The 26672-nt window shown below is 63.2% G+C and carries 25 protein-coding genes; 12 read left to right on the top strand and 13 right to left on the bottom strand.

Going from position 1 to position 26672, the window contains the following annotated elements; all coding sequences use genetic code 11:
- Window positions 1–49 precede the first annotated feature (49 nt).
- The 5 genes from relA to PSH78_RS07160 form a co-directional block, all read right to left on the bottom strand.
- Window positions 50–2296 (bottom strand): GTP diphosphokinase, encoded by a 2247-nt coding sequence (gene relA, locus PSH78_RS07180; RefSeq protein ID WP_305499415.1) that lies wholly within the window; start codon window positions 2294–2296, stop codon window positions 50–52.
- A 101-nt stretch (window positions 2297–2397) separates the two neighbouring features.
- Window positions 2398–3768, bottom strand: a complete 1371-nt coding sequence (rlmD, locus tag PSH78_RS07175; RefSeq protein WP_305499414.1) for a 23S rRNA (uracil(1939)-C(5))-methyltransferase RlmD — start codon at window positions 3766–3768, stop codon at window positions 2398–2400.
- Window positions 3768–4670 carry a cysteine synthase CysM gene (cysM, locus tag PSH78_RS07170; protein ID WP_305499413.1) on the bottom strand — a complete coding sequence of 301 codons (903 nt, stop codon included), beginning with the start codon at window positions 4668–4670 and terminating at the stop codon, window positions 3768–3770. The genes rlmD and cysM overlap by 1 nt, the downstream gene beginning before the upstream one ends.
- A gap of 186 nt (window positions 4671–4856) precedes the next feature.
- A complete protein-coding gene (locus PSH78_RS07165) occupies window positions 4857–6278 on the bottom strand; it encodes a sensor histidine kinase (protein ID WP_305499412.1) in 1422 nt (473 codons plus the stop codon).
- Window positions 6265–6987: a response regulator transcription factor gene (locus PSH78_RS07160; RefSeq protein ID WP_305499410.1), complete on the bottom strand. Its 723-nt coding sequence runs from the start codon at window positions 6985–6987 to the stop codon at window positions 6265–6267. Before PSH78_RS07160 ends, PSH78_RS07165 begins: the two co-directional genes overlap by 14 nt.
- A 215-nt stretch (window positions 6988–7202) precedes the next feature.
- Between PSH78_RS07160 and PSH78_RS07155 the strand changes: the two genes are divergently transcribed.
- From PSH78_RS07155 to PSH78_RS07140, 4 genes are all read left to right on the top strand, one after another.
- Window positions 7203–9953 (top strand): response regulator, encoded by a 2751-nt coding sequence (locus PSH78_RS07155; protein ID WP_305499409.1) that lies wholly within the window; start codon window positions 7203–7205, stop codon window positions 9951–9953.
- Between the two features lie 66 nt (window positions 9954–10019).
- Window positions 10020–11009, top strand: coding sequence for a 2-hydroxyacid dehydrogenase (locus PSH78_RS07150; RefSeq protein ID WP_305499408.1), 990 nt, complete (start codon window positions 10020–10022; stop codon window positions 11007–11009).
- Between the two features lie 182 nt (window positions 11010–11191).
- Window positions 11192–11626 carry a hypothetical protein gene (locus tag PSH78_RS07145; RefSeq protein ID WP_305499407.1) on the top strand — a complete coding sequence of 145 codons (435 nt, stop codon included), beginning with the start codon at window positions 11192–11194 and terminating at the stop codon, window positions 11624–11626.
- Window positions 11626–12030, top strand: a complete 405-nt coding sequence (locus PSH78_RS07140; RefSeq protein ID WP_305499406.1) for an META domain-containing protein — start codon at window positions 11626–11628, stop codon at window positions 12028–12030. The genes PSH78_RS07145 and PSH78_RS07140 overlap by 1 nt, the downstream gene beginning before the upstream one ends.
- A 169-nt stretch (window positions 12031–12199) precedes the next feature.
- Here PSH78_RS07140 and PSH78_RS07135 read toward each other — a convergent pair whose 3' ends face one another.
- Complete coding sequence (locus PSH78_RS07135; RefSeq protein ID WP_305499405.1) at window positions 12200–12667, bottom strand: TlpA disulfide reductase family protein; 468 nt, start codon at window positions 12665–12667, stop codon at window positions 12200–12202.
- Window positions 12668–12772: 105 nt separating this feature from the next.
- Here PSH78_RS07135 and arsC point away from each other — a divergent pair, with 105 nt between their 5' ends.
- The 3 genes from arsC to PSH78_RS07120 are packed head-to-tail and all read left to right on the top strand — an operon-like array spanning window position 12773 to window position 14146.
- Window positions 12773–13126, top strand: a complete 354-nt coding sequence (gene arsC, locus PSH78_RS07130; protein ID WP_305499404.1) for an arsenate reductase (glutaredoxin) — start codon at window positions 12773–12775, stop codon at window positions 13124–13126.
- Window positions 13123–13728 carry an NAD(P)H:quinone oxidoreductase gene (gene wrbA / locus PSH78_RS07125; protein ID WP_305499403.1) on the top strand — a complete coding sequence of 202 codons (606 nt, stop codon included), beginning with the start codon at window positions 13123–13125 and terminating at the stop codon, window positions 13726–13728. The genes arsC and wrbA overlap by 4 nt, the downstream gene beginning before the upstream one ends.
- Window positions 13721–14146 (top strand): DUF2069 domain-containing protein, encoded by a 426-nt coding sequence (locus tag PSH78_RS07120; protein ID WP_305499401.1) that lies wholly within the window; start codon window positions 13721–13723, stop codon window positions 14144–14146. The genes wrbA and PSH78_RS07120 overlap by 8 nt, the downstream gene beginning before the upstream one ends.
- 100 nt (window positions 14147–14246) lie before the next feature.
- On the opposite strand, the gene PSH78_RS07115 is transcribed toward PSH78_RS07120, so the two are convergent.
- Both PSH78_RS07115 and ttcA read right to left on the bottom strand, forming a co-directional pair.
- The gene (locus PSH78_RS07115; RefSeq protein WP_305499399.1) at window positions 14247–14921 is read right to left on the bottom strand and encodes a DNA-3-methyladenine glycosylase I; all 675 of its coding nucleotides are present in this window, start codon (window positions 14919–14921) and stop codon (window positions 14247–14249) included.
- Between the two features lie 66 nt (window positions 14922–14987).
- On the bottom strand, window positions 14988–15812 hold the full coding sequence (gene ttcA / locus PSH78_RS07110; protein ID WP_305499398.1) for a tRNA 2-thiocytidine(32) synthetase TtcA: 825 nt from the start codon (window positions 15810–15812) through the stop codon (window positions 14988–14990).
- 431 nt (window positions 15813–16243) lie between these two features.
- Here ttcA and PSH78_RS07105 point away from each other — a divergent pair, with 431 nt between their 5' ends.
- Together PSH78_RS07105 and PSH78_RS07100 are read left to right on the top strand one after the other, a co-directional pair.
- A complete protein-coding gene (locus tag PSH78_RS07105; protein ID WP_305499396.1) occupies window positions 16244–16846 on the top strand; it encodes a Yip1 family protein in 603 nt (200 codons plus the stop codon).
- Between the two features lie 162 nt (window positions 16847–17008).
- Entirely contained in the window at window positions 17009–17503 is a 495-nt protein-coding gene (locus tag PSH78_RS07100; protein WP_305499395.1) for a SprT family zinc-dependent metalloprotease, read from the top strand.
- Between the two features lie 121 nt (window positions 17504–17624).
- On the opposite strand, the gene PSH78_RS07095 is transcribed toward PSH78_RS07100, so the two are convergent.
- Both PSH78_RS07095 and PSH78_RS07090 read right to left on the bottom strand, forming a co-directional pair.
- The gene (locus PSH78_RS07095; protein ID WP_305499394.1) at window positions 17625–18800 is read right to left on the bottom strand and encodes a CaiB/BaiF CoA-transferase family protein; all 1176 of its coding nucleotides are present in this window, start codon (window positions 18798–18800) and stop codon (window positions 17625–17627) included.
- Window positions 18801–19111: 311 nt separating this feature from the next.
- Entirely contained in the window at window positions 19112–20464 is a 1353-nt protein-coding gene (locus tag PSH78_RS07090; protein ID WP_305499392.1) for a dicarboxylate/amino acid:cation symporter, read from the bottom strand.
- Window positions 20465–20798: 334 nt separating this feature from the next.
- Here PSH78_RS07090 and PSH78_RS07085 point away from each other — a divergent pair, with 334 nt between their 5' ends.
- A complete protein-coding gene (locus PSH78_RS07085) occupies window positions 20799–21797 on the top strand; it encodes an AraC family transcriptional regulator (RefSeq protein ID WP_305499390.1) in 999 nt (332 codons plus the stop codon).
- A gap of 187 nt (window positions 21798–21984) precedes the next feature.
- Here the strand turns inward: PSH78_RS07085 and PSH78_RS07080 are convergent, their stop codons facing one another.
- The 3 genes from PSH78_RS07080 to PSH78_RS07070 form a co-directional block, all read right to left on the bottom strand.
- Entirely contained in the window at window positions 21985–23331 is a 1347-nt protein-coding gene (locus tag PSH78_RS07080; RefSeq protein WP_305499389.1) for an ATP-binding protein, read from the bottom strand.
- Window positions 23328–24005 carry a response regulator gene (locus PSH78_RS07075; protein WP_025215075.1) on the bottom strand — a complete coding sequence of 226 codons (678 nt, stop codon included), beginning with the start codon at window positions 24003–24005 and terminating at the stop codon, window positions 23328–23330. The genes PSH78_RS07080 and PSH78_RS07075 overlap by 4 nt, the downstream gene beginning before the upstream one ends.
- Before the next feature lie 94 nt (window positions 24006–24099).
- Window positions 24100–24699, bottom strand: coding sequence for a hypothetical protein (locus PSH78_RS07070; RefSeq protein ID WP_305499387.1), 600 nt, complete (start codon window positions 24697–24699; stop codon window positions 24100–24102).
- Between the two features lie 142 nt (window positions 24700–24841).
- On the opposite strand from PSH78_RS07070, the gene PSH78_RS07065 reads away from it, so the two are divergent.
- Both PSH78_RS07065 and PSH78_RS07060 read left to right on the top strand, forming a co-directional pair.
- Complete coding sequence (locus tag PSH78_RS07065) at window positions 24842–25633, top strand: dienelactone hydrolase family protein (protein WP_305499385.1); 792 nt, start codon at window positions 24842–24844, stop codon at window positions 25631–25633.
- Between the two features lie 199 nt (window positions 25634–25832).
- Complete coding sequence (locus PSH78_RS07060) at window positions 25833–26558, top strand: 4'-phosphopantetheinyl transferase (protein WP_305499383.1); 726 nt, start codon at window positions 25833–25835, stop codon at window positions 26556–26558.
- Window positions 26559–26672: the final 114 nt, after the last annotated feature.

Below are 26672 nucleotides of genomic sequence, written 5' to 3'. Positions count from 1 at the left end.
CCGCTTCGCGAGCAGGCTCGCTCCCACATTTCCGGACTGTGCCTGACCTTTAGCCCGGCGTCCGATTGCGCCGGGTCTCGATGATGTTCGGCAACTGGGAAATCCGCCCCAGCAACCGCCCCAATGCATCCAGCCCCGGAATCTCGATGGTCAGGGACATCAGCGCGGTGTTGTCCTCCTTGTTCGAGCGGGTGTTGACCGCCAGCACGTTGATCCGCTCGTTGAGCAGCACCTGGGACACGTCACGCAGCAGGCCGGAACGGTCGTAGGCGCGGATGATGATGTCCACCGGGTAGGTGAGCACTGGCACCGGGCCCCAGCTGACCTGGATGATCCGCTCCGGTTCGCGACCGGCCAGTTGCAGCACCGAGGCGCAATCCTGGCGGTGAATGCTCACGCCACGGCCCTGGGTGATGTAGCCGACGATCGCATCCCCCGGCAGCGGCTGGCAGCAGCCGGCCATCTGGGTCATCAGGTTGCCCACGCCCTGGATCTGGATGTCGCCGCGCTTGCCGGGCTTGTAGCCGGTGGCCTTGCGCGGAATCAGTTCCAGTTGCTCGTTGCCGCGTTCCGGCTCCACCAGTTGCTGGGCGAGGTTGACCAGTTGCGCCAGGCGCAGGTCACCGGCGCCAAGGGCGGCGAACATGTCCTCGGCGGTCTTCATGTTGGCTTTTTCAGCCAGCTTGTCGAAATCCACCTGCGGCAGGCCCAGGCGACTCAGCTCGCGTTCGAGCAGGGTCTTGCCGGCGGCGACGTTCTGGTCGCGGGCCTGCAACTTGAACCAGTGGACGATTTTCGCCCGCGCTCGTGAAGTGGTGATGTAGCCCAGGTTCGGGTTCAGCCAGTCGCGGCTCGGCGTGCCGTGCTTGCTGGTGATGATCTCGACCTGCTCGCCGGTCTGCAGGCTGTAGTTGAGCGGCACGATCCGCCCGTTGATCTTGGCGCCACGGCAGTTGTGGCCGATCTCGGTATGCACCCGGTAGGCGAAGTCCAGCGGCGTCGCTCCCTTGGGCAGGTCGATGGCGTGGCCGTCGGGAGTGAAGATGTAGACCCGGTCCGGCTCGATGTCGACCCGCAACTGCTCCGCCAGGCCGCCGATGTCACCGAGTTCCTCGTGCCATTCCAGCACCTGGCGCAGCCAGGAGATTTTCTCTTCGTAATGGTTGGACCCGGACTTGACGTCGGTGCCCTTGTATTTCCAGTGGGCGCAAACCCCCAGCTCGGCTTCTTCGTGCATGGCATGGGTGCGGATCTGCACCTCCAGCACCTTGCCTTCCGGGCCGATGACCGCGGTGTGCAGCGAGCGGTAGCCGTTTTCCTTCGGGTTGGCGATGTAGTCGTCGAACTCCTTGGGAATGTGCCGCCACAAGGTGTGGACGATCCCCAGCGCGGTGTAGCAATCGCGCATTTCCGGAACCAGCACGCGCACGGCGCGAACGTCGTAGATCTGGCTGAATTCCAGGCCTTTGCGCTGCATTTTGCGCCAGATCGAGTAGATGTGCTTGGCCCGGCCACTGATATCGGCTTCCACGCCGGTGGCCTGCAATTCCTCACGCAACTGAGTCATGACATCGGTGATGAAGCGCTCGCGATCCAGCCGTCGTTCATGCAACAGCTTGGCGATCTGCTTGTACTGGTCAGGCTCCAGGTAGCGGAAGGACAAGTCCTCCAGCTCCCATTTGATGTGACCGATACCGAGACGGTGGGCCAGCGGCGCGTAGATGTCGAACACCTCACGGGCGACACGGTTGCGTTTTTCGTCGTCGGCGGACTTCACGGCGCGGATCGCGCAGGTGCGCTCGGCCAGCTTGATCAGCGCGACACGCACGTCGTCGACCATGGCCACGAGCATCTTGCGCAGGTTTTCCACCTGGCCCTGGGTGCCCAGGACCATGGACTGGCGCGGGCTGAGGCTGGCGCTGATGGCCGCCATGCGCAACACGCCGTCGATCAGCTTGGCGACCACGGTGCCGAAACGCTGGTTGACCATCGGCAGCTGGATCTGCCCTTCACGCACGCCGCGGTACAGCACCGCGGCGACCAGCGAGTCCTGGTCGAGCTTGAGGTCGGCGAGGATTTCGGCGATCTCGAGGCCCGTCTGGAAACTCGAGGTGCCTTCGGACCACAGGTTCTTCGCCGCGTTGTGTTGCTGTTCCGCCTCACGAGCGAACTCGCAGGCTTGCTTCAAGGCTTCGCGATCCAGTGCCGGATCGATACTGACCGCGTGATCGAGCCAAGCCTCGAGATTGATACTGCCGTCGGTGTTGATCGGCTGGTGTGCTCTCACCTGTACCATCTTTACTTACCTTCCCTATGACGCAGATTCAATGCGTCCACATCGCTGACCTTCGTTGCCCGTGTTTCCGCCCAGGGCTGTGGCGGGTCGGCACGAACGGGTCAGTCGGACAAGCCATCCTGGCTCGCTTCAAATAACGCCATGGCCTCGACATGCGCCGTCTGAGGAAACATATCGAGAATCCCGGCACGTTTTAACCGGTAGCCCTGCTTGATCAATTCGACCGTGTCCCGGGCCAAAGTTGCCGGGTTGCACGACACATAAACCAGCCGCCTGGCACCCAGCGAGGCCAGCTTGCGCACCACCTCGAAAGCACCATCACGGGGTGGGTCCAAGAGTACCGCAGAAAAGCCTTCGCCGATCCACTCGGCAGCCGCCAAAGGCTGGGATAAATCGGCCTGAAAAAAGGCAGTGTTATGCAAATTGTTGCTGAGGGCGTTCGCCGCCGCGCGCTCGACCATGGTCTGCACGCCCTCCACCGCCACCACCTCGCGCACCTGCCTGGCCAGCGGCAAGGCAAAGTTGCCCAGGCCACAGAACAGGTCCAGCACTCGCTCATCGGGTCGAGGCGCCAGCCATTGCAGCGCCTGGGCGACCATCGCCTCGTTGACGGCGGCGTTCACCTGGATGAAATCCCCCGGCCGGTAAGCCAGCTCCAGGTCCCAGGTTACCAGGCGATAACCCAGGGCCTGCCCCGGATCGACCGGTTGCGGCTCGCCTTCGCCATGCAGCCACAACTGGGCCTCATGGAACGCGCAGAAATCCTTGAGGATCGTCAGGTCGGCTTCCGACAACGGCGCCATATGCCGCAGCAATATCGCCAGGGACGAGCCGGCGAACAACTCGACATGGCCCAAAGCCTGAGGTTTACCCAAACGACGAAGCATTTCCGGCAGGCGACTCATGATCGGCTGCAAGGGCTGTACCAGCACCGGACATTCGCCGATGGCAACGATGTCCTGGCTGCCGACGGCACGGAAACCCACTTCAAGCTTTTTCGCTTTCTGGTCCCAACGCACCGCCACCCGGGCGCGACGTCGGTAGCCGAATTCCGGCCCGCTCAACGGCGCGGCCCACTCATCCGGCTCGACACCCGCCACTCGCGACAATTGCTCGGCGAGCATGCGCTGTTTCAGGGCGAGCTGTTCGCCGTGGGGCAAATGCTGGACGCTGCAACCGCCGCAGCGACCGGCATGCACGCAGGGCGCTGCACGACGCAGTTCGCTGGAGGAAAACACCCGTTCGGTGCGGGCCTCGACCACTTTGCCATGGGCACCGAGCACCCGCGCCTCGACCTCTTCACCGGCCAGGGCGCCGATGACAAACCAGGTCCGCCCATCGACAAACGCAATGCCCCGGCCATCGTTGGCCAGGCGCTCAATCGTCAGGCGCTGCTTTTTTCCGGTAGGCACTTGCGGGGCCCGGCTTCCGCCGCTGGGCTGGAAGCGCAAGCCTCTTTCTTGTTTGGCCATCAGTTGGGCGCGTCGAAGATGCCGGTCGACAGGTAACGGTCGCCACGGTCGCAGATGATCGCGACGATCACTGCATTTTCCACTTCCTTCGACAAACGCAGCATGCCCGCCACGGCACCGCCCGAAGACACGCCGCAGAAAATACCTTCCTCACGGGCCAGGCGACGGGTCACGTCTTCGGCTTCGCTCTGGGCCATGTCGATGATGCGATCCACGCGATCGGCCTGGTAGATCTTCGGCAGATATTCCTCGGGCCAGCGGCGGATGCCGGGGATGGCCGAGCCTTCCATCGGTTGCAGGCCGATGATCTGCACGTTCGGGTTCTGTTCTTTCAGGTAGCGTGAAGTACCCATGATGGTGCCGGTGGTGCCCATCGAGCTGACGAAATGGCTGATCGTGCCATCGGTCTGGCGCCAGATCTCCGGGCCGGTGGTGGTGTAGTGGGCTTCTGGATTGTCGCCATTGGCGAACTGGTCCAACACCTTGCCCCGGCCCTCGGCCTGCATGCGCTCGGCGAGGTCACGGGCGCCTTCCATGCCCTCTTCCTGGGTCACCAGGATCAGCTCGGCGCCATAGGCCGTCATCGCCGCCTTGCGCTCGGCGCTGGAGTTATCGGGCATGATCAGGATCATCTTGTAGCCCTTGATCGCCGCCGCCATCGCCAGGGCGATGCCGGTGTTGCCGGAGGTCGCCTCGATCAGCGTATCGCCGGGGCGGATCTGCCCGCGCAATTCGCCACGGGTGATCATCGACAGCGCCGGCCGGTCCTTGACCGAACCCGCCGGGTTGTTGCCTTCGAGCTTGAGCAAAAGCGTATTGCTGGTCGCGCCGGGCAGGCGCTGCAAACGAACCAGCGGGGTGTTGCCGACGCAATCGGCGATGGTTGGGTACTGCAAAGTCATGGCGTATTCGCAATCCGGGCTGCGGGGGCGCCTATCATACCGGCAAACCCGGCGAGGCCATATCACGCAAAGTGTGGTGGTTATGGCTTATGGGAATAAGCAGCGCCCAGGCCAAACGCACTCACGTGGCGAGGGAGCTTGCTCCCGCTGGGTGACGAAGTCGCCCCAATCCGGGTTTGTGGGGTGTCAGGCAGTTTGCAGGGGGCCGCTGCGCGCCCCAGCGGGAGCAAGCTCCCTCGCCACGGAGGCGGTGGCTGCTTGAGTGGCGACCAGACGCAGATTCAACCGCAGGCCCTTCCTGCCGTTCTGCGCCCACAGCCGTCCAGCCTGGCGCGCCAGCGCATTACGGGCGATGCTCAGGCCCAGCCCGAAACCGCCGTCTCCCGGGCGCGAGCCATCGAGACGGGTGAACGGGTCGAAGATACGCTCAAGATCCTGCTCGGCCACGCCACCGCCTTCGTCCTCAAGCCACAGCAGCCAGAAACCGCCCTCACGCCGACCGCCCAGCCGCACCACGCCACCGGGCGGCGAGTGCCGGATGGCGTTGCGCAGGATGTTTTCCAGAGCCTGCGCCAGGGTGTTGAGGTTGCCCTGGACCCAGCAATCGGCATCGACGGCGCATTGCAGTTGAGCGCTGGGCCAGCCGCTTTCGTAACAGGCGTTTTCCGTGAGCATTTCCCACAAGGCCTGGACCTGGATCGCCTCGACCGCCAATGGCGCGCGTTCGGTGTCGAGCCAGGCCAGTTGCAGGGTGTCCTCGACCAATCGCTGCATGCCTTCGACTTCCCGGGCGACGCGCTCGCGCAACTGGCCCAGGTCCCGCTCGCTGTCGCTGGCGACTTGCAGGCGACTCAGCGGTGTGCGCAGCTCATGGGACAGGTCGCGCAGCAGTTGCTGTTGCAGCGCGACGGTCGATTGCAACCGCTCGGACATGTGATCGAAAGCCCGACCCAGCTCGCCCAGTTCATCGGCACGCTCGGTGGTACGGCTGGACAGGCGCACGCCCAACTGATCGGCCCGCCAGGCATTGGCCTGTTCGCGCAGTTGATTGAGCGGCACCACCAGCAGGCGATACAGCCCGACACAGAGCAACAGGGTGAACAATCCAGGAATCACGCCGTTGGTCATCACCCGCCAGAACCATTGGTACTGCCCCGGCAGGAAACGCTCGGGCAGTTCGATCACCAGGCTGCCGACGGACGGGTCGCCGGGGAACGGCACCCGCAGCCACGGTCGCCCTTTCTTGTGGATCGGCCAATCCAGACCACGGAGGAAGGTCAGACGCTCGACCTCTTTCTCGGTCAGCGGCTGCCCGCTCAACGATTGCAGGTCGGGGCCGATCACCCCCACCCAGCTTGCCTCGCGCGGCTGCATGCCTTGCAACCAGCGGTCCACCCCCGCCTGCCGGCCGGAACGCCAGGCCTGCTCGGCCTCGGCGGCGTAACGCGTGAGGGTGCCGCGGGCCTGGTCCGAGAGGAACTGGTTGCGCTCCTCCATATAACGGCCCCATGACCAGCTCAGCCAGATCATCAGCAGACAGAACGCCACCAGCAGGCAGGCCAGTTTCCAGAACAACGAGTGCCGCCCAGGCAGATCAGACCACTTCATCGACGGCACTCAACACGTAGCCCTTGCCCCACACCGTGCGCAGCTCTCGCGCGGTGTAGCCGATAGCCTTGAGCTTGCGGCGGATCTGGCTGACATGCATGTCCAGGCTGCGATCATGCGGTGCATAGCCGCGCTGCAACACATGCTGATAGAGGAAGGCCTTGCTCAAGACTTCACTGTCGCTGCGGTGCAGGACGTCGAGCAAACGGTATTCGCTGCGCGTCAGCCCTGCCCATTGGCCTTGGACTTGTACATCACTGCGCTGCTCATCAAAATCCAGGTCCTGCATCTGGTGCGGGGTCATCACCTCGGCCGGGCGCCGATCCAGCGCCACTCGGCGCAGGATGGCCTCGATGCGCACGCGCAACTCCGCCATGCTGAACGGTTTGGGCAGGTAATCGTCGGCGCCGAGGCGAAAGCCGCTGATGCGATCCGCTTCCGCGCCCAGGGCAGACATCAGCAACACCGGGGTCGAATGGCTCCTGCGCAAACGGGTCAGCACCGCGAGGCCATCCAACCCGGGCAGGAGGATGTCCATCAGCACCACGTCGAAAGCCTGCCGGCAGGCGATGTCCAGGCCATCCTGGCCGTTCTGGCACCAGGTCACTTCGAAGCCGCTGCGGGCCAGATGCTCATGGACATAAGCGCCCAGCACGGGGTCGTCTTCGATGGCAAGGATGCGCGGCGGCACAGCGGGGATGGGATTCATCAGTATCTGCAAACAATTCTCAGTTGAACAATTATTCAAGATCGGCTCCCGACAGGCAACCGCCGTGTATCGCCACGGCAAATGGCCAGCCGGTCGGGATGCGCGAGGACATGAATTTTACGAAGAAGGCGCGCCTGCAAATCGCTACACTGCGCAGATGTTGCGCGCCGGATGCGCGTAAAGCTCAATCGGACCGCTGGATGCAGGAGACAAGTGTGCTCAAGAAACTGGGAATCAAAGGCCGTGTGCTGCTGCTCACCCTGCTGCCGACCACCTTGATGGCGCTGGTCCTGGGCGGTTATTTCACTTGGGTGCAGCAATCGGACCTGCATGCTCAGTTGCTGCAACGCGGTGAAATGATCGCCGAACAACTGGCACCGCTGGTCGCTCCGGCCATGAGCCGCCAGGACATCGAGCTGCTGGAGCGCGTCGCCACCCAGTCCCTCGAACAAACCGATGTTCGCGCGGTGACCTTCCTGGCCCCCGATCGCACACCGCTGGCCCATGCCGGCCCGACCATGCTCAACCGGGCGCCGGAGGGCAACAGCAGCCAACTGCTGCAACGCACCGGCAACGACGCCACACGCTACCTGTTGCCGGTGTTCGGCAAGCATCGCAACCTGGCTGGCGAACTGATTCCCGAAGAAGCCGATCGCCTGCTGGGCTGGGTCGAGCTGGAGCTGTCCCACAGCGGCATGTTGCTGCGCGGCTATCGCAGCCTGTTCGCCAGCCTGCTGCTGATCGCCGCCGGCCTGGGTTGTACCGCGCTGCTGGCTCTGCGCATGGGCCGCACCATCAATCGACCGCTGAGCCAGATCAAGCAGGCCGTGGCGCAGCTCAAGGACGGGCATTTGGAAACCCGCCTGCCACCGCTGGGCAGCCAGGAGCTGGATGAACTGGCGTCGGGCATCAACCGCATGGCCGGCACCTTGCAGAATGCCCAGGAAGAGTTGCAGCACAGCATCGACCAGGCCACCGAAGACGTGCGCCAGAATCTGGAAACCATCGAGATCCAGAACATCGAGCTGGACCTGGCCCGCAAGGAAGCGCTCGAAGCGAGCCGGATCAAATCCGAATTCCTCGCGAACATGAGCCATGAAATCCGCACGCCGCTCAACGGCATCCTCGGGTTCACCCATTTATTGCAGAAAAGCGAGCTGACCCCGCGCCAGCTCGACTACCTGGGCACCATCGAAAAATCCGCCGACAGCCTGCTCGGCATCATCAACGAAATTCTCGACTTCTCGAAGATCGAGGCCGGCAAGCTGGTGCTCGACAGCATCCCCTTCAACTTGCGGGACCTGCTGCAGGACACCCTGACCATCCTCGCCCCCGCCGCGCACGCCAAACAGTTGGAGCTGGTGAGCCTGGTCTACCGCGACACGCCGTTGTCGCTGGTGGGTGACCCGCTGCGGCTCAAGCAGATCCTCACCAACCTGGTGAGCAACGCGATCAAGTTCACCCGTGAAGGCACCATCGTCGCCCGCGCCATGCTCGAAGAGGAGCACGAAGACAGCGTGCAGTTGCGCATCAGCATCCAGGACACTGGCATCGGCCTGTCCAGCCAGGACGTGCGGGCGCTGTTCCAGGCCTTCAGCCAGGCCGACAACTCCTTGTCCCGGCAGCCCGGCGGGACCGGTCTGGGCCTGGTGATCTCCAAGCGACTGGTGGAGCAGATGGGCGGTGAGATCGGCGTCGACAGCACGCCAGGCGAAGGCTCGGAGTTCTGGATCAGCCTGCGCCTGCCCAAGACCCGCGACGACGCCGAAGACCTGCCCGGCCCGCCGCTGCTGGGGCGCCGCGTGGCGGTTCTGGAAAATCACGAGCTGGCCCGCCAGGCCTTGCAGCACCAGCTGGAAGACTGCGGTTTGCAGGTGACGCCGTTCAATACCCTGGAAAACCTGACCAACGGTGTCACCGTCGCTCACCAGACGGACCAGGCGATTGACCTGGCCGTGCTCGGCATCACCAGCAACGACATGCCGCCGGAGCGTCTCAACCAGCACATCTGGGACCTCGAGCACCTGGGCTGCAAAGTGCTGGTGCTGTGCCCCACCACCGAACAGACGCTGTTCCATCTCTCGGTGCCCAACCCCCACAGTCAATTGCAGGCCAAGCCGGCCTGTACCCGCAAGCTGCGCCGGTCGCTTTCCGACCTGGTCAACCCGCGCCCGGCCCGCAACGAACCCAATGAACCGGTGGCCAGCCGCGCGCCCAAAGTGTTGTGCGTGGACGACAACCCGGCCAACCTGCTGCTGGTGCAGACCCTGCTCGAAGACATGGGCGCCCGGGTGCTGGCGGTGGAAAGTGGTTACGCGGCGGTCAAGGCCGTGCAGAAGGAAACCTTCGACCTGGTCCTGATGGACGTACAGATGCCCGGCATGGATGGCCGCCAGAGCACCGAAGCGATCCGCCAATGGGAAAGCGAGCGGCATTGCACGCCACTGCCGATCGTCGCCCTTACCGCCCACGCCATGGCCAACGAAAAGCGTGCCCTGTTGCAAAGCGGCATGGATGACTACCTGACCAAGCCCATCAGCGAGCGCCAGCTGGCCCAGGTCGTGCTCAAATGGACCGGCCTGGCGCTGCGCAACCAGACCCCGGATCGGGGCGCTGATGCCCAGGGCAGCAGCGAGCTGCTGGTGCTCGACCACGAGGAAGGCCTGCGCCTGGCCGCCGGCAAGGCCGACCTGGCGGCGGACATGCTGGCGATGTTGCTCGCCTCCCTAGAAGCCGACCGCGAAGCGATCCGCCAGGCCAGCGAGGCCAACGACCACAACGCCCTGATCGAACGGGTCCACCGCCTGCACGGGGCCACGCGCTATTGCGGCGTACCGCAACTGCGTGCGGCCTGCCAGCGCAGCGAAACCTTGCTCAAGCAGCAAGACCCGAGGGCTGCCGCGGCCCTGGAAGACCTGGACCGGGCCATCAACCGGCTGGCCAGCGAGGCGCGCATCAGCGCCTGATCCAGCGCAATGGTCACCGGCGCAATGGCTGTTAAGCTCGGTTCATCCCAGCGCCAGGAGGCCGCCATGCGTGCAATTCTATTCAGCAGCCAGACCTACGATCGCGACAGTTTCAGCAAGGCCGCCGTACCCGCCGGCCTTGAATTGCAGTTCCAGCCGGCGCGCCTGAGCCTTGACACCGTGGCCCTGGCCGAGCGGTACGAGGTGGTGTGCGCCTTCATCAACGACGACCTGAGCGCGCCGGTGCTGGAACGACTCGCAGCCGGTGGCACCCGGCTGATTGCCCTGCGCTCGGCCGGCTTCAACCATGTCGACCTGCCCGCCGCCAAGCGCCTGGGGCTGAGCATCGCCCGGGTGCCGGCCTACTCGCCCCATGCGGTGGCTGAGCATGCGGTGGCATTGATCATGGCCTTGAACCGCTGCCTGCACCGCGCCTGCAACCGCACCCGGGATGGCAATTTCAGCCTGAATGGCCTGACCGGCTTCGACCTGGTGGGCAAGACCGTGGGCGTAGTCGCCACAGGACAGATCGGCGCGACCTTCGCCCGGATCATGGCCGGTTTCGGTTGCCAGTTGCTGGCCTACGACCCGTTCCCCAACCCTCAGGTCGAAGCCTTGGGGGCCCGCTACCTGCCTTTGGCCGATCTGCTGGCGCAGGCGCAGATCATCAGCCTGCACTGCCCGCTCAACGACCAGAGCCGACACCTGATCAACGCCCGCTCCCTGGAAACCATGCAACGCGGCGCCATGCTGATCAACACCGGACGCGGCGGCCTGGTGGACACACCGGCACTGATCGAAGCGCTGAAAAACGGCCAGCTGGGTTACCTGGGCCTGGATGTCTACGAGGAAGAGGCCGAATTGTTCTTCGAGGACCGCTCCGACCTGCCGTTGCAGGACGATGTGCTCGCGCGGCTGCTGACCTTTCCCAATGTCGTGGTGACCGCACACCAGGCGTTCCTGACTCGCGAAGCACTGGCCGCGATTGCCACCACTACCCTCGACAACATCGCCGCCTGGGCCGCCGGTTCGCCACAAAATCTGGTGGATGGCTGACTCATCCCCTGTGGGAGCGAGCCTGCTCGCGAAGACGGTGTGTCAGCCACACATTGATCGACTGAGCCGCCGCTTTCGCGAGCAGGCTCGCCCCCACAGGGGGATTTCGTCGGCCCGCCCCGCTTGTAGGCGATGCCCAAGCCAGCCCCCGTGCTAGCATATCGCGCCTATCTGGAGGACCCATGGCCGAACACGATTTTCGCTACACCCTGATGAACCCGCAGCACACCTTGACCGAGGTCCGTGCCCTGGCGCCGGGCCGTTACCAAGTCACCGGCAATGGCGGATCGATCCAGGCCAACGACATATTGCTCGTCACCCTCAAGGGCAGCAAGGACCTTTCCATGCGCCTGACCGTCGACACCGTTCGCCATCTGCTCAAGCCGATCGGCCAATGGACCGCCATGACCACCGGTCCGGTGTTCGGTGAACTGGCGATCCACACCTGGCAGGTCAAGTGCGACCAATGCGCCAGGGAACTGAGCTTCGAGTTCGCCGTCGATGCCAAGCTCGGCACCAAGGCCCAGAAACCAGCCGCCAGCGCACGCATTGCCGAGCTGGGCTGGACGACTGACGGGGAGAAACACCGGTGCCCGAAATGCCAGGAAGCCGCCTGATGAAACATCTGGTCCTGGCCACGCTGATCGGTGCTGGCCTGATGGGCTGCGCCGCCGATCCGGTGCAACTGCAACACAACCGCAGCTACATCCTCGAATGGATCGGCGAGCGGCCGTTGATGGATTACAGCCACCTGACCATCACCCTCGACGATGACGGTCGTGCCTACGGCAATGCCGGCTGCAACCACTGGTTCGCGCCCTACACCCTGGAAGGCGACCGCTTGAGTTTCGGTAGGATCGGCAGCACCCGCAAACTCTGCGCCCCGGCATTGATGGAGCAAGAGACGCGTTTCTTGCAGGCGCTGGAGAAAGTCGAACGCTGGGACGTGTCGCCCATCGGCCAGACGCGTTTCTGGCCGGCCCAGGGCAAGCCGCTGCGGTGGTGGTTGGAAGAGGGTTGAGGCCCAGGTCAACCAGCTTCTGCCTGTGGCGAGGGGATTTATCCCCGCTGGGCTGCGCAGCAGCCCCTAGACATTCAACTCAGATACACCGAGTTGCCTGGTTTTAGGGCTGCTCCGCAACCCAGCGGGGATAAATCCCCTCGCCACAAAGTGCCTATTCCCAATCAGTTCATTTCAGCGCTTGCAACGCCTCCAGCCTGGCCATCACCGCCGCCGCCGTCTGCTCTCCCAGCAACTGTTCACGCACCTTGCCCTGGGTATCGATGATGTACGTCACCGGTAGGCCTTCACTGCGCGGGACATCAAAGAACTCGGCCGGATCCTGGGCCAGTACGGTGAAGCGGATGCCCAGCTTCTCGCTGGCGCTCTTGAGTTCTTCGCCTTGCACCTGATCGAAGTTGACCCCGAAGACACCTACGTTGCGTCCCTTGAGCTGTTCGGCCAAGGCATTGAACTCGGGGATTTCAGTGCGACACGGCGCGCACCACTCGGCCCAGTAGTTGAGCACCAGCCATTGGTTGTCCAGCCGCTGCGCGGCAATTGGCTGACCGTTCTGGTCCACGCCGTAATCGTTGCCGCAGCCGCCGAGCAATAAAAAGCCGATGAATGTCAGTGCCGCCGCCAATCGCCTTGCCATGTGCCGATCCTTGTCTGAATGTGGACAGCTGCGCGACCCATCAGGTGCTAGGGGCCTCGCAGCACAGTAGAATAGCCGCCACCTTACGCAAGATGCGACCCGCTCATGACTGATCTGACGCTTTATCACAACCCGCGCTGCTCGAAATCCCGCGGTGCGCTGGAACTGTTGCAAGCCCGTGGCCTGGCGCCAACCGTGGTCCGATACCTCGAAACCCCGCTGGACGCTGCGCAGCTGGAGCGGCTGCTGGGCAAGCTCGGCATCGATGCACGCCAGTTGTTGCGCACCGGCGAAGATGAATACAAGACCCTGAACCTGGCTGACGAAAGCTTGAGCCAGGCGCAGTTGATCGCCGCCATCGCCGCCCACCCGAAACTGATGGAACGGCCGATTCTCGAAGCCGGCGACAAAGCGGTGATCGGCCGCCCACCGGAGAAAATCCTGGAGATCCTGCCGTGACCACGCCCTATATCCTGGTGCTGTATTACAGCCGCAGTGGCTCTACCAACGAAATGGCCCGCCAGATCGCTCGCGGCGTCGAGCAGGCCGGGCTGGAAGCCAGGCTACGCACGGTGCCGGCGATCTCCACCGAGTGCGAGGCGGTGGCGCCGGATATCCCCGAACAGGGCCCGCTCTACGCCAGCCTCGATGATCTGAAGAACTGCGCCGGCTTGGCCCTGGGCAGTCCGACCCGCTTCGGCAACATGGCCGCGCCGCTCAAATACTTCCTCGACGGCACCAGCAACCTGTGGCTGACCGGCGCCCTGGTGGGTAAGCCGGCCGGGGTGTTCACCTCCACCGCGAGCCTGCATGGCGGCCAGGAAACCACACTGTTGTCGATGATGCTGCCACTGCTGCACCACGGCATGCTGATCACCGGCCTGCCCTACAGCGAGTCGGCCCTGATCGACACCCAGGGCGGCGGCACACCCTACGGCCCGAGCCACCACGCCGGCGCCGACGGTAAAAGCGGCCTGAATGAACACGAAGTCGCCCTGTGCCGCGCCTTGGGCCTGCGCCTGGCAAAAACCGCTTTGTTGCTGGAGAACGGCCGTGGCTAAGAAGCCGAAGATCCTGCCGCCGGTCGAGTGGCTGGAGCCGCGTGTGCACATCGCCCGTAACCTCAGCCTGTTGTGCTTTTTCGGCCTGGTGGGGCTGCTCAGCGGGTATTACCTGCTGATCGCCGACCTGCACGGCGCGCGCCCCTGGGTGATTCTGCTGATCGAACTGGTGCCACTGCTGATACTCGCGCCAGGCATGCTCAGCGGCAGCGCGCGCGGGCATTCATGGATGTGCTTCGTGGTGAACCTGTATTTCATCAAGGGCGCGCTGGCGGCCTACGATCCGAACCGGCAATTATTCGGCCTGCTGGAGATGGCGGCGAGCGTGGCACTGTTCTGCTCGGCGTTGCTGTATGTGCGCTGGCGGTTCCAGTTGAACCGGCGGTTGGCCGGCGAAGGCGAGATCTCCGTCGCCTGATAAACCGCCTTCGCGAGCAGGCTCGCTCCCACAGGGGGATTTGTGAACACCACAGATCCAGTGTGGGAGCGAGCCTGCTCGCGAAAGGAGCGACGCGGTTTCAATGATTCACGGTATAAGCCAGCATCATCGAGATCTGGCTCAGCGGCCGCCCGCCACTCTCTTCATGCCACTGGTTGAACGCATTCTGCACCGTCGCCAGGTCCCGCTGGCTGGACGGGACTTTATCGATGAGGTCCTGGGCATTGAGCGCCGCCACGACGTCATAGCTGGGCACGAACGTATCCTTGCCCATCATCCGCAGGAAACGCGGCGCCGACAGGCCGCCCAACTGATGGCCGTGTTTTTTCAGGTAGGTCCACAAGCCGACGATATCGGTCACCGGCCAATCGGCGATCATCGCACCGAAGCTGCCCTTTTCATGGGCCACATCCAGCACCAGCTGCGCGTTGCGCGGCACGCTCTTGAGCTTGCCCAGGTGGCGGATGATCCGCGCATCCTGCATCAGCCGCTCCAGGTGCTCGGCGCTCATCAGCACGACCTTTTCCGGGTCGAACCTGAAAAACACCTCTTCGAACGCCGGCCATTTCGCATCGACCAGGCTGTGCTTGAGCCCGGCGCGAAACACTCGCAGCGCCATGGTCGAGAGGTAGCGATCATCGCTGATCTTGCGCAGTTGCGCCGGGGTCTTGGGTACAGGCAGGTGGGCTTCCAATTCAGCCGCCGAACCGAAGCGGTTCAGACAATACTCGTGCAGCCACTTGTAATCGCGCATGCCCTCTCCTGGGGTTGAAATGAAAACGGCGCTTGCAAGCGCCGTGAATGCAAGCTGTCGGTAGCGTCAGAGATTCACCACATTGACGAACCGCGGCGTGGCGCTTTCGTCGATGCGCAGGTTGGCGAAGTCGAACAGGTTGCGGTCCGCCAGTTGCGACGGAATGACGTTCTGCAGGCCCCGGAAAATGCTCTCGGTGCGGCCCGGGGTCTTGCGCTCCCATTCCTGGAGCATCTCCTTGACCACTTGGCGCTGCAGGTTTTCCTGGGAACCGCACAGGTTGCAGGGAATGATCGGGAACTGCTTGAAATCCGAATAGGCCTGGATGTCCTTCTCGCTGCAATAGGCCAGCGGACGGATCACCACGTTGCGCCCATCGTCGGCGCGCAGCTTGGGCGGCATGGCCTTGAGCGAGCCGTTGTAGAACATGTTGAGGAAGAAGGTCTCGACGATGTCGTCGCGGTGGTGACCCAGGGCCATCTTGGTCGCGCCGATCTGGTCAGCGAAGGTATAGAGCGTTCCGCGGCGCAGGCGCGAGCACAGCGAGCAGGTGGTCTTGCCTTCGGGGATCAGTTCCTTGACCACCGAATAGGTGTCTTTCTCGACGATGTGATATTCAACGCCCAACGATTCGAGGTAGGCCGGCAGCACGTGCTCGGGAAAGCCCGGCTGCTTCTGGTCCATGTTCACGGCAACGATGTCGAACTTGATCGGGGCAACCTTCTGCAAATGCATCAGCACGTCGAGCAAGGTGTAGCTGTCCTTGCCGCCGGACAGGCAGACCATGACCTTGTCGCCATCCTCGATCATGTTGAAATCGGCGACGGCCTCACCGGCCAGGCGGCGCAGGCGCTTTTGCAGTTTGTTCTGGTTGACCGTGAGAGTGCCCATGACGCGAAATCCGTGAGGTGTGACGAAAGGCCGGCATTTTACGCAAAAAATCCGCCTTCGGCGAAGACTGATGACGGACGCTATTGTGGCGAGGGGATTTATCCCCGCTGGGGTGCGAAGCGCCCCCTAATCCGCCTGTACACCGTACTGTGCCAGACCTGATAGAAGGGGCTGCTGCGCAGCCCAGCGGGGATAAATCCCCTCACCACAAGTAAATCCCTGTCAGCCAGACGCAAGGGTCACAGACCCATCGGCGATTAGCAACACGGCGAACAGCGCGATTTGCTCTAAGCCGCCCATCCCCTTGGCGGTCACTCCTTTCTATACTGCGGCATAAGGTCGCACACACTTACAGACCTTTACTTACCCGGCCCTTTGGCCCGTAGGCGCTCCGTTGGGGGGCGATGGCAATAACAAAGGAGTGACTGGCTATGATCCATCATGTCGTGGGGCTCTTTACCCACCCTGATCAAGAATGGAAGGAAATCCGTGGCGATCAGGAGGAAAGCATCAGCCACATGTACCTCACCCACACGCTGATCCTCGCGGCTATCCCGGCGGTGTCGGCGTTCATCGGCACCACGCAGGTGGGATGGGTCATCGGCAATCGTCCACCGGTCATGCTCACCCTGGAAAGCGCGCTGTGGATGACCATCATGTCGTACCTCGCGATGTTGGGCGGCGTGGCGGTGATGGGCGCGTTCATCCACTGGATGGCCCGCACCTATGACGCCAACCCGAGCCTGGCCCGTTGTGTCGCGTTCGCTACCTACACCGCGACGCCGTTGTTCATCGGCGGGTTGGCGGCGCTCTACCCGCACATGTGGCTGGGGATGATCGTCGGCACCGCGGCGATCTGCTACACGGTCTACCTGCTGTACGTGGGTTTGCCGACGTTCATGAACATCCCGCAGGACGAAGGCTTCCTGTTTTCCAGCTCGGTGCTGGCCGTCGGCCTGGTCGTGCTGGTTGCCATCATGGCGTTCACGGTCATTGTCTGGGGATTAGGCGTGGGTCCGGTCTATACCAACTGAAGGCTTGCACAAGCCCTCCGAGAAAAAAGACGATCTGCCAACACAGGCCGCCGCAAGGCGGCCTTCCTGTGCCTGGGGCCGGCGAAACGACCGCTGGGCAGCTGGGCGATTCGCAACGGCCAGCGCTTGCGGCATACTCGGCTTTCTGGAGACCCGTAAAGCATGCTCGAGCAACTCAATACCCGCGTCGAAGAGTGTTACCAACAAGCTGAATCCTTTTTCAAACGTCCTTTCAAACGCCCGGTGGTCAGCCTCAAGTTGCGCGGCCAGAAGGCCGGTGTCGCGCACCTTCATGAAAACCTGCTGCGTTTCAATCCCCAGCTGTACCGGGAAAACGCCGACGACTTCCTCAAGCAGACCGTTGCCCACGAAGTCGCGCACCTGATCGCCCATCAGTTGTTTGGCGACCGCATCCAGGCCCATGGCGAGGAATGGCAACTGATCATGCGCGGGGTCTACGAACTGCCGCCCAACCGTTGCCACAGCTACGAGATAAAACGCCGCACCGCCACCCGCTACATCTACAAGTGCCCGTGCGACGGCAGCGACTTTCCGTTCACCGCACAGCGCCATAGCCTGGTGCGCCAAGGGCGGCGGTACTTGTGCCGAAGTTGTCGCAGTACGTTGGTGTTCAGCGGGGAGACGCGGGTCGAGTAGCCTGGATTAGTCGTGTCTTGGCCGGCCTCATCGCGAGCAAGCTCGCTCCCACAGGGGATTTTGTGAACGCCGCAGATCCAGTGTGGGAGCGAGCTTGCTCGCGATGAGGCCCGAAAGAACACTACACAACCACCCTGTCATCCCGCAGCCGGGCAATCTGCTCATCTCTGAACCCCAACTCCCGCAACACCTGCTCCGTATGCGCCCCCAGCCTCGCGCCTATATGCCGAGGCTCGGGCAAACCTGCGGAAAACTTCAACGGGCACGCCATCTGCGCCTGGCTCGATCCGTCGCCGCGGGGCACCTGGGTGACCAGATGCCTGGCCTTCAATTGCGGATGCTCAAGCGCTTCGTCCAGCTCCAGCACCGGTTCGACGCAGGCATCCACCTCGGCGAATAACGCGCAAAGGTCAGCAAAATCGCGCTTCTCGAATTCGGAGCGCAATTGCTCTTTGAGCCGCTGCTGTTGCTCGGGCGCCAGGCCTTGGGCGGCGAGCTCCGGCCGCCCCAGGGCCGCGCACAATGCCTGCATGAACCCTGGCTCGAGACTGCCCACCGACATCCAGCGGCCATCCCGCGTGCGGTAGTAATCATAAAAACTGCCACCGTTGAGCGCATGGTTTTCCCAACCCGGTTTCACCCCGCAGGCCAGGTAACCGGCGCCGGCCAGTGCGTTCAGGCTGAAGACGCAGTCGGTCATGCTCACGTCCAGGTGCTGGCCCTGCCCGCTCTGCTGGCGGGCAATGACCGCCGCCAGCAGGCCGATCACCCCGTGCAGCGAACCGCCGGCAATGTCCGCCGCCTGGATGCCCAGCGGCAGCGGACCGCTGTCGGCCCGGCCGGTGTGGCTCGCCAGCCCGGCCAGGGCCAGGTAGTTGATGTCATGGCCGGCGCGATCCTTGAACGGGCCGGTCTGGCCATAACCGCTGATCGACACGTAGATCAGCCGGGGATTGATCGCCTTCAAGGCTTCGTAACCCAGGCCCAGCCGCTCCATCACGCCGGGGCGGAACTGCTCCAGCAAAATGTCATGGTCGTCCAGCAACCGCTTGATGATCTCCAGTGCCGCCGGCTGCTTGAGGTCCAGGGCCAGGCTGCGCTTGTTGCGGTTGAGGTAGGCATGGCTGGCCGAGGTGCCCTGGTCATGGGGCGGCAATATCCGCAGCAGGTCAGGACGCTCCGGCGATTCGATGCGCAACACCTCGGCCCCCATGTCCGCCAGCAACAACGAGGCGAACGGGCCGGGCAGCAGGGTGGAAAAATCCAGAACCTTGAGCGATGCCAGTGGGCCTTGCATGAGCGATCTCCGCTTGAATGGTGTGTTCAAGCCTAGGCAGGGGCTGGCGATGGGGCAATTACCGGGCGCGTCGTTCGGGCTGACAAATCCGCTCATGACTGAGGCGAAACCTTGTGGCGAGGGGATTTATCCCCGTTGGGCTGCGAAGCGGCCCCAGATTCATCTGCCACCTAGCGTGTTCAGATCGGACGTAGGGGGTTGCTGCGCAACCCAGCGGGGATAAATCCCCTCACCACAAAGGCATGCCAAGCGGCAAAAATCGAGCACATGAAAAAACCCGCCGAAGCGGGTTTTTCATTGCAGCCTGAAGCTTACTTCACAGCGCCTGGAGCAGCGGATTCAGCCGCGACAATCTGCGCTTGCGCGATCTGCTCGTCATCTTCACGCACATCGGAGATACCGCGACCACCGGAAGCCAGCTCGGTCTGCAACTGGTCTTCGTCCAGTTCCTTGACCCACTTGGCAACCACGATGGTGGCAACGGCGTTACCGACCAGGTTGGTCAGCGCGCGAGCTTCGGACATGAAGCGGTCGATGCCGAGGATCAGCGCCAGACCGGCAACCGGCAGGTGGCCCACGGCCGACAGGGTGGCCGCCAGCACGATGAAGCCGCTACCGGTTACGCCGGCAGCACCTTTGGAAGACAGCAGCAGGACCAGCAACAGAGTGATCTGATGCGTGATGTCCATCGGGGTGTCGGTGGCCTGGGCGATGAACACCGCGGCCATGGTCAGGTAGATCGAAGTACCGTCGAGGTTGAACGAGTAGCCAGTCGGGATCACCAGGCCCACCACGGACTTCTTGGCACCCAGGCGCTCCATCTTGATCAGCATGCGTGGCAAGGCCGATTCCGACGAGGAGGTGCCCAGCACGATCAGCAATTCTTCACGGATGTAGCGGATCAGCTTGATCACGCTGAAACCGTGGGCGCGACAGATGGCGCCCAGCACCACCAGCACGAACACTACGCAGGTGATGTAGAAGCAGATCATCAGCTGGCCCAGTTGCACCAGCGAACCGACACCGTAGGCGCCGATGGTGAAGGCCATGGCACCGAACGCACCGATCGGCGCGAGCTTCATGATCATGTTGATGATGATGAACATGACGTGAGCGAAGCGATCGATGAAGTCCAGCACCGGCTTGCCGTAGGCACCCAGGCGATGCAGGGCGAAACCGAAGAGCACCGAGAACATCAGCACTTGCAGGATGTCGCCGTTGGCGAAGGCGCCGACGATGGTGTTCGGGATCACGTTGAGGATGAAGGCAACGATGCTCTGGTCTTTACCGGCATTGATGAAGCCGGCGATCTTGCTGGTGTCCAGGGTCGACACGTCGATGTGCATGCCGTTGCCCGGTTGCACGACGTTGACCACGACCAGGCCGATCAGCAGGGCAATGGTGGAAACGATTTCGAAATAGAGCAGTGCATAGCCGCCGGTCTTGCCGACCGATTTCATGTTCTGCATGCCGCCGATGCCGCTGACGACGGTACAGAAAATGATCGGGGCGATGACCATCTTGATCAGTTTGATGAACCCGTCACCGAACGGCTTGAGGGCAACGCCGGTCTGCGGGTAGAAGTGGCCGAGCAGAATGCCGATGGCAATGGCTACGATCACCTGGAAATACAGGGATTTGTACAGTGGCTGACGAGTCGTCATGGCAAACCTTCCTCAAGAGTCCCGTGTGACAACATCCACCTGTTGTCCACGACACCTCAATTGCGAACCCTCCTGCACTGGAGGGATTTGTTTTTTGTCGGCTGCACGCGGCAGACCTGTGTATGGCATCGCAAGGCCCGTGCCATTTTTACGAAACGTCCTACAAGTGCCGGGGCAGACGGCGTTTGCTTCTTACCTGGAAATTAAACGCACGCCCAAACTTGGCGGTTTTCCGCCAACCTCCCGCGTCACGTTCCTGGATTTGGCGGATATCCGCCTTGTCGAGCCCCGACGCCCTGTTACCATTCGTCCGCTCAACGGACGGATTTGTGCCATGCGCCAACGCACCATCGCCAGCCACTTCGCCCGCGCCGCCCTGGGTGGCGCGCGTCGGCAGGGGTTCGACTACGTTCCCCTGCTGCAACAACTGGGGATCAGCCCGGAGCTGCTGGACGAGCCGCGCGCGCGAATTGCCCCCGAGCAATTCGCCCGCCTGTTGCAGGCGCTGTGGGTCGCATTGGCGGACGAATACCTGGGCTTTGGCCGGGCACCGAGTAAACCCGGGACGTTCGCCATGATGTGCCACACGTTGATCCACTGTCGGACGCTGGGCAAGGCGCTGCAACGCGGCCTGTTGTTCTACAGCCTGTTCCCCGACGCCCCGAGCCTGACCCTCGAAGCTGAAGGCGACCGGGTAAGGCTGAGCCTGGACGAGTCGACACTGTGTGATCCCGACCACTTCCTGGCCGAAAGCCTGCTGGTCATCTGGCATCGCCTCGGCAGTTGGCTGATCGGCCAGCGGATCGGCCTGGAACAAGCGACGTTCAGCTATGCCAGGCCAGGCCACGGCGCGGAGTACGACTTGCTGTTCCCCTGCCCCTTGGTCTTCGAGGCGCGAAGCAGCAGCCTGTTATTCCATGCCCGCTACCTGGAAATGCCGTTGCTCCAGGACGAGCGAACCCTCAAGCACTTTCTCGAACGCTCCCCCGCCGACCTGCTCTCGCGCCCGGACGATGGCCACAGCCTCACCAGCCAATTGCGGCGCCTGCTCAGCCGCGACACGGCGCGCTGGCCGGACCTGGACACGGTCGCGGCGCATCTGCATATCAGCTCGCAGACCCTGCGCCGGCATCTGCGCGAGGAAGGCACCAGCTTCCAGGAGCTCAAGGATCAGTTGCGGCGGGATATCGCCATCTACCACCTGGGCCGCGCGGACCTGTCGTTGCAGCAGATCGCCGAACAGCTGGGGTTCTCCGAACCGTCGGCGTTTCATCGGGCGTTCAAGAAGTGGACGGGGGTGACGCCGGGGGCTTATCGGGAGCAGGAGAGTTGAGTGGTGACATCGGATGTGCTGCCCCTGTGGCGAGGGGATTTATCCCCGTTGGGCTGCGCAGCAGCCCTAAAGCAATGTACTCAATCTACCTGACACACCGAGTTGTCTGTTTGGGGGCTGCTGCGCAGCCCAGCGGGGATAAATCCCCTCGCCACAGGGGCCGGCAAACACACCGAAAATGTTCCAGTCAAACCACCGGAAAATGAATCCGGAACGCCGCCCCGCCCAGCTCTGAATCCGCCAGCGTCAACCGGGCGCCATAGCTCTCGATGATGTCTTTTACCACCGCCAGGCCGATCCCCTGCCCCGGATGCTGGCGATCCAGCCGTTCACCCCGCTGCAGGATCCGCGCACGCTGGTCCGGTGGCACGCCCGGTCCGTCGTCCTCGATGCTCAACTCCGTCCCGCCGAGCGTCTGGTGCACGCTCACCCGCACGTGCCCCAGGCACAGCCGATAGGCGTTTTCCAGCAGGTTGCCGAGCATCTCCAGCAAGGCGCCCTGCTCGATCGGCACCTGGCAATCCTCCGGCAGGTCGAATTCGACCTGCACGCGCTTGTCGCGATAGACCTTGTCGAGGGTGTCGCAGAGGCTTTGCAACACCGGGCGCAAGGGCACCTGATGGCGCACCAGGCCGCTTTTGCGCAGGCTGGCACGCTGCAGCTGGTAGCCGATCTGCTGGCTCATGCGTTCGATCTGGGTTTGCAGCACCCAGGCCTGCCCACGATCCTCGGGGCGCCGAGCCATGTCCTCGCTGACGCCTTGCAGCACCGCCAGGGGAGTCTTGAGGCTGTGCGCCAAGTCATCGAGGGAGTCCCGATAACGGCTGCGCTGCTCACGTTCGCTGTGCAGCAGGCGGTTGAGCGAGCCGGTCAGGCGCAGCAGCTCGCGGGGATGCGCGGTGCTGAGGCTTTCGCGGGTGCCGGTTTCGATTTCGTCCAATTCCTGGCTCAGGCGCCGCAGCGCCCGCAAGCCCCAGGTCAGGCCGATCCACAACAGCGCCAGCAGCACCGCCAGCGCGGCGCCGAACCCCAGGTAAAGGTTTTCTCGCAGGCCTTGCAGCGTCATTTCGTAATCGTGCACCGGCTGCAGGGTGACGATGCTGAACGCCGCGCTCTGGCCCCCGAGCAGCTTGACCTCGACGTCGTAGACGAAGAACTCCTGGCCGTTGTCCTCGCGGATGCGCGCAAACTGGTTGCCCAGCCCGTCGTAGCGCGGCGCGTAGTTGATGTGTTCTTCCTGGGTCGCCTTCGAACGCCAGACCAACCGGCCTTCGCGATCATAGATGTAGCCCAGCAGGCGCGCATCGGCGAGGTTGAAGCGCTCATCGGGCAATTGCGCCGGCATCTTCAGGCGATTGTTTTCGACCCGGGCGGCGGAGATCAGCGTGGTCACGTCCGAAGCCAGGCGCTGCTCGATGGATTCCTGCAAGGCCAGGCTGAAGGCGCCCTGCATCGCCGGCAGCAGCGCCAGCATGAACAGCACGGCCAACGTCATCGCGGCCAGCATCAACCGCAACCGCAGCGAACGAATCACTGGCAGCGCTCGTTGAACAGGTAACCCAGGCCACGCACGGTATCGATCGGCTTGAACCCGGCCGGCGCCTCCAGCTTGCGGCGCAGGCGCCCGACCAGCACTTCGATCACATTGGGATCGCGCTCGTCGTCATCGGGGTAAAGCTGCTCCATCAGGCGATCCTTGGCGACCACCTGCTGGTGATGGCGCATCAAGTATTCGAGGATGCGGTATTCGTAGGCGGTCAAGGCCAGCGGCTCGTCACCGAGGGACGCCTGCTTGCGGTTGAGGTCGAGCAACAACGGACCGGCCACGATGGTCGATTGGGTGAAACCGCTGGAGCGACGCAGCAGGGCATTCAGCCGGGCTTCGAGCTCTTCGAACTGAAACGGCTTCACCACGTAGTCATCGGCCCCGGCAGCCAGGCCTTCGACTTTGTCCTGCCAGTTGCCGCGGGCGGTCAGGATCAGGATCGGGAAGGTCTTGTCCTGCGAGCGCAACCGGCGAATCAGTTCCAGGCCGCTGATGCCCGGCAAGCCCAGGTCGATCACCGCCAGGTCGTGATTGAATTCGCGGACCTGGTACAAGGCTTCCTCGGCATTGGCCACGGCCTGGACCACATGGCCGCTGTCGGTGAGACGGGTTTGCAAATGGTGGCGCAACAACGCTTCGTCTTCGACAACCAATAGTTTCATGGGCCTCTCCCAGGCGAATCAAACAACCAATTTCCAACCAAAGGCGCCGGATCGTAAGCGCCGATCCGGCTGCATCCCATCATTACCCTGCCGCCTAGAACGTATAGTTGGCGGACAGGTAGGTCTGGGCGCTGCTGGTCAGGTCCAGCGACCCCACCTTGGCGCCATCGCGCGGGCTCATCTCGGTGCTGGCATTGCTGCGCAGGTAACGGTAACCCAGTTCCACCGAGGTGTTTTGCGAAATCTGCTGCAGCACGCCGCCTTGCAGGCCAACGGCATAGCCGATATCGCTGTCGCGGCTGAAGCCTGGTGAATCCTGGGTCAACTTGGTCAGGCCCGCCGTGCCACCTCCGAACAATTTGGTGCTGGCGGTCACCGGATAGAACAGATCGTAGCTGCCCAGCAGGTTCTCCTGGCGCAGCTTGATTCCGTTGTGGCTGCCCGATACGTTGTCGTAGGTGGCGTAGTAGCGGCCCTGGTCATTCTGCCGACCCAGGCGCAGGCCGTAGGTGGTGTCCTTGCCGATGATACCGTCGGCGTTGGGGTTGTTCAGCGCGCTGTCCAGGGCATTGGATTTCTTGACCTTGTCGCTGGTCTGGCCGAGGGTCAGGCCGGCGAAGTTGTCATCGGCATGGGCCAAGGCGCTGGCGCCCAGCACGGTGAAGGCCAGCAGCAGTTTTTTCATAGCAGTCATGGTCAGGTACCTTTTGATGCGGTGGTTGTGTGAAGTCGCAGCCACGATATCCAGGGGTCCCTGAACCCCTCTTGAACGTTCTCTGAACCTGGGCTGAATGAATCGGCTAGTCTGTTCCAACAAACTTTTAAGGAGATCGATCATGCGCAGGTTGCTTGCTGTTGTACTTCTGGCCTTGAGCGGCGTCAGCCACGCCGCCATCCAGACCCAGGAGATTCCCTACACCAGTGCCGACGGCACGAAGCTGATCGGCTATTACGCCTATGATGACGCGGTCAAAGGCCCGCGCCCCGGCGTGGTGGTGGTGCATGAATGGTGGGGCCTGAACGACTATGCCAAGCGCCGCGCCCGTGACCTCGCCGGCCTGGGCTACAGCGCCCTGGCCATCGACATGTACGGCGACGGCAAGAACACCGAGCATCCGAAAGACGCCCTGGCCTTCATGCAGGCCGCGCTCAAGGACGGCAAGGCGGCCAGCGCGCGCTTCCAGGCCGGCCTCGACCTGTTGAAGAAACAACCGCATACCGACCCGGACAAACTCGCCGCCATCGGCTACTGCTTCGGCGGCAAGGTGGTGCTGGACGCGGCGCGCCAAGGCGTTCCACTGGCCGGCGTGGTGAGTTTCCACGGCGCGCTGGTCACCAACACGCCGGCCACCCCCGGCAGCGTCAAGGCCAGGATCCTGGTGGAACACGGCGCGCTGGACAGCATGGTCACCGAAGACAACGTCACCGCGTTCAAGAGCGAAATGGACAAGGCCGGCGCCGACTACAAGTTTGTCAGCCTGGAAGGCGCCAAGCACGGCTTCAGCAACCCCGACGCCGACCGCCTGAGCCATGGCGAACATGGTGGGCCGGACATCGCCTACAACAAGGAAGCTGACGAGAAGTCCTGGGCGGATATGCAGAAGTTCTTCAAGAAGATTTTCAACTGACAGCGGCTCTTTCAGTTGAAACCCTCGTGGCGAGGGAGCTCGCTCCCGCTCGGTTGCGCAGCGACCGCAAGATTTCAGGGCCGCTTCGCGCTGGAGCGCCAGCGCGGCCCAGCGGGAGCAAGCTCCCTCGCCACAAAAGCCTCCTCGCTCACAGCCCCACCACTACCCAGGCGCAAGCCAACCCGGCAAAATGCCCGGCATGAACCCACTCCCTGCCCTGCCCGCCTGCTGTTCGCCCCTGGATGACCACTGGCTGCTGCCCGACGCCCTGCCCGATACGGTGCTGCTCAGTACTCGCTTCGATCCGCTGTTGCTTGTCGCTGAGGATTTCCCCAACAGCGCCATCGAGCCTCCGGCGAGCATCCGGCGCTCGGTAGCCAAGCGTCAGGCGGAGTTTCTCGCCGGGCGGATCTGTGCCCGGGCGGCATTGCTGCGGCTCGACGGCCATGCCGGCGTGCCGGCCATCGGCGAAGACCGCGCCCCGGTGTGGCCGGCCCATGTCAGCGGCTCGATCACCCACAGCACCGGCCGGGCAGCGGCAATCGTCGCGCAAAAGCGGGATTGGCAAGGGCTGGGCATGGATCTGGAAAACCTCCTCGACCCCGAACGCGCCGAGCGCCTGGCCGCTGAAATCCTCACCCCGGCGGAACTGCTGCGCATGGCCACCGCGCCGCAGGATGACCGCGCATTACTGGTCACCCTGACTTTTTCGATGAAAGAAAGCCTGTTCAAGGCGCTGTACCCGATCGTCGGGCAGCGTTTCTACTTCGAGCACGCCGAAATAGTCGAGTGGTCCCACGACGGACAAGCGCGGCTGCGGTTATTGACCGATCTGTCGACCGAGTGGCGCCATGGCAGTGAGCTGCAGGGGCAGTTTGAGTTGAAGGATGGGCAGTTGTTGAGCCTGGTGGGCGTCAAGGCCTGAGAGTTGTATTGGCCAGGATGCCGCCTTCGCGAGCAGGCTCGCTCCCACAGCTGGAACGCATTTCATAATGTGGGAGCGAGCCTGCTCGCGAAGAGGCCGGCATGGACACCGCCG

The sequence above is a fragment of the Pseudomonas sp. FP198 genome, from assembly GCF_030687895.1.
In the GTDB taxonomy this organism is placed as follows: domain Bacteria; phylum Pseudomonadota; class Gammaproteobacteria; order Pseudomonadales; family Pseudomonadaceae; genus Aquipseudomonas.
The sequence above is the reverse complement of the archived record's forward strand: the minus strand, read 5'-3'. Positions and strand labels throughout refer to the sequence as shown.

Coding starts and splice junctions, on each gene's coding strand:
- relA (WP_305499415.1), bottom strand. CDS start 2,296: ATGGTACAGGTGAGAGCACACCAGCCGATCAACACCGACGGCAGTATC.
- rlmD (WP_305499414.1), bottom strand. CDS start 3,768: ATGGCCAAACAAGAAAGAGGCTTGCGCTTCCAGCCCAGCGGCGGAAGC.
- cysM (WP_305499413.1), bottom strand. CDS start 4,670: ATGACTTTGCAGTACCCAACCATCGCCGATTGCGTCGGCAACACCCCG.
- PSH78_RS07165 (WP_305499412.1), bottom strand. CDS start 6,278: ATGAAGTGGTCTGATCTGCCTGGGCGGCACTCGTTGTTCTGGAAACTG.
- PSH78_RS07160 (WP_305499410.1), bottom strand. CDS start 6,987: ATGAATCCCATCCCCGCTGTGCCGCCGCGCATCCTTGCCATCGAAGAC.
- PSH78_RS07150 (WP_305499408.1), top strand. CDS start 10,020: ATGCGTGCAATTCTATTCAGCAGCCAGACCTACGATCGCGACAGTTTC.
- PSH78_RS07145 (WP_305499407.1), top strand. CDS start 11,192: ATGGCCGAACACGATTTTCGCTACACCCTGATGAACCCGCAGCACACC.
- PSH78_RS07140 (WP_305499406.1), top strand. CDS start 11,626: ATGAAACATCTGGTCCTGGCCACGCTGATCGGTGCTGGCCTGATGGGC.
- PSH78_RS07135 (WP_305499405.1), bottom strand. CDS start 12,667: ATGGCAAGGCGATTGGCGGCGGCACTGACATTCATCGGCTTTTTATTG.
- arsC (WP_305499404.1), top strand. CDS start 12,773: ATGACTGATCTGACGCTTTATCACAACCCGCGCTGCTCGAAATCCCGC.
- PSH78_RS07115 (WP_305499399.1), bottom strand. CDS start 14,921: ATGCGCGATTACAAGTGGCTGCACGAGTATTGTCTGAACCGCTTCGGT.
- ttcA (WP_305499398.1), bottom strand. CDS start 15,812: ATGGGCACTCTCACGGTCAACCAGAACAAACTGCAAAAGCGCCTGCGC.
- PSH78_RS07105 (WP_305499396.1), top strand. CDS start 16,244: ATGATCCATCATGTCGTGGGGCTCTTTACCCACCCTGATCAAGAATGG.
- PSH78_RS07100 (WP_305499395.1), top strand. CDS start 17,009: ATGCTCGAGCAACTCAATACCCGCGTCGAAGAGTGTTACCAACAAGCT.
- PSH78_RS07095 (WP_305499394.1), bottom strand. CDS start 18,800: ATGCAAGGCCCACTGGCATCGCTCAAGGTTCTGGATTTTTCCACCCTG.
- PSH78_RS07090 (WP_305499392.1), bottom strand. CDS start 20,464: ATGACGACTCGTCAGCCACTGTACAAATCCCTGTATTTCCAGGTGATC.
- PSH78_RS07085 (WP_305499390.1), top strand. CDS start 20,799: ATGCGCCAACGCACCATCGCCAGCCACTTCGCCCGCGCCGCCCTGGGT.
- PSH78_RS07075 (WP_025215075.1), bottom strand. CDS start 24,005: ATGAAACTATTGGTTGTCGAAGACGAAGCGTTGTTGCGCCACCATTTG.
- PSH78_RS07070 (WP_305499387.1), bottom strand. CDS start 24,699: ATGACTGCTATGAAAAAACTGCTGCTGGCCTTCACCGTGCTGGGCGCC.
- PSH78_RS07065 (WP_305499385.1), top strand. CDS start 24,842: ATGCGCAGGTTGCTTGCTGTTGTACTTCTGGCCTTGAGCGGCGTCAGC.
- PSH78_RS07060 (WP_305499383.1), top strand. CDS start 25,833: ATGAACCCACTCCCTGCCCTGCCCGCCTGCTGTTCGCCCCTGGATGAC.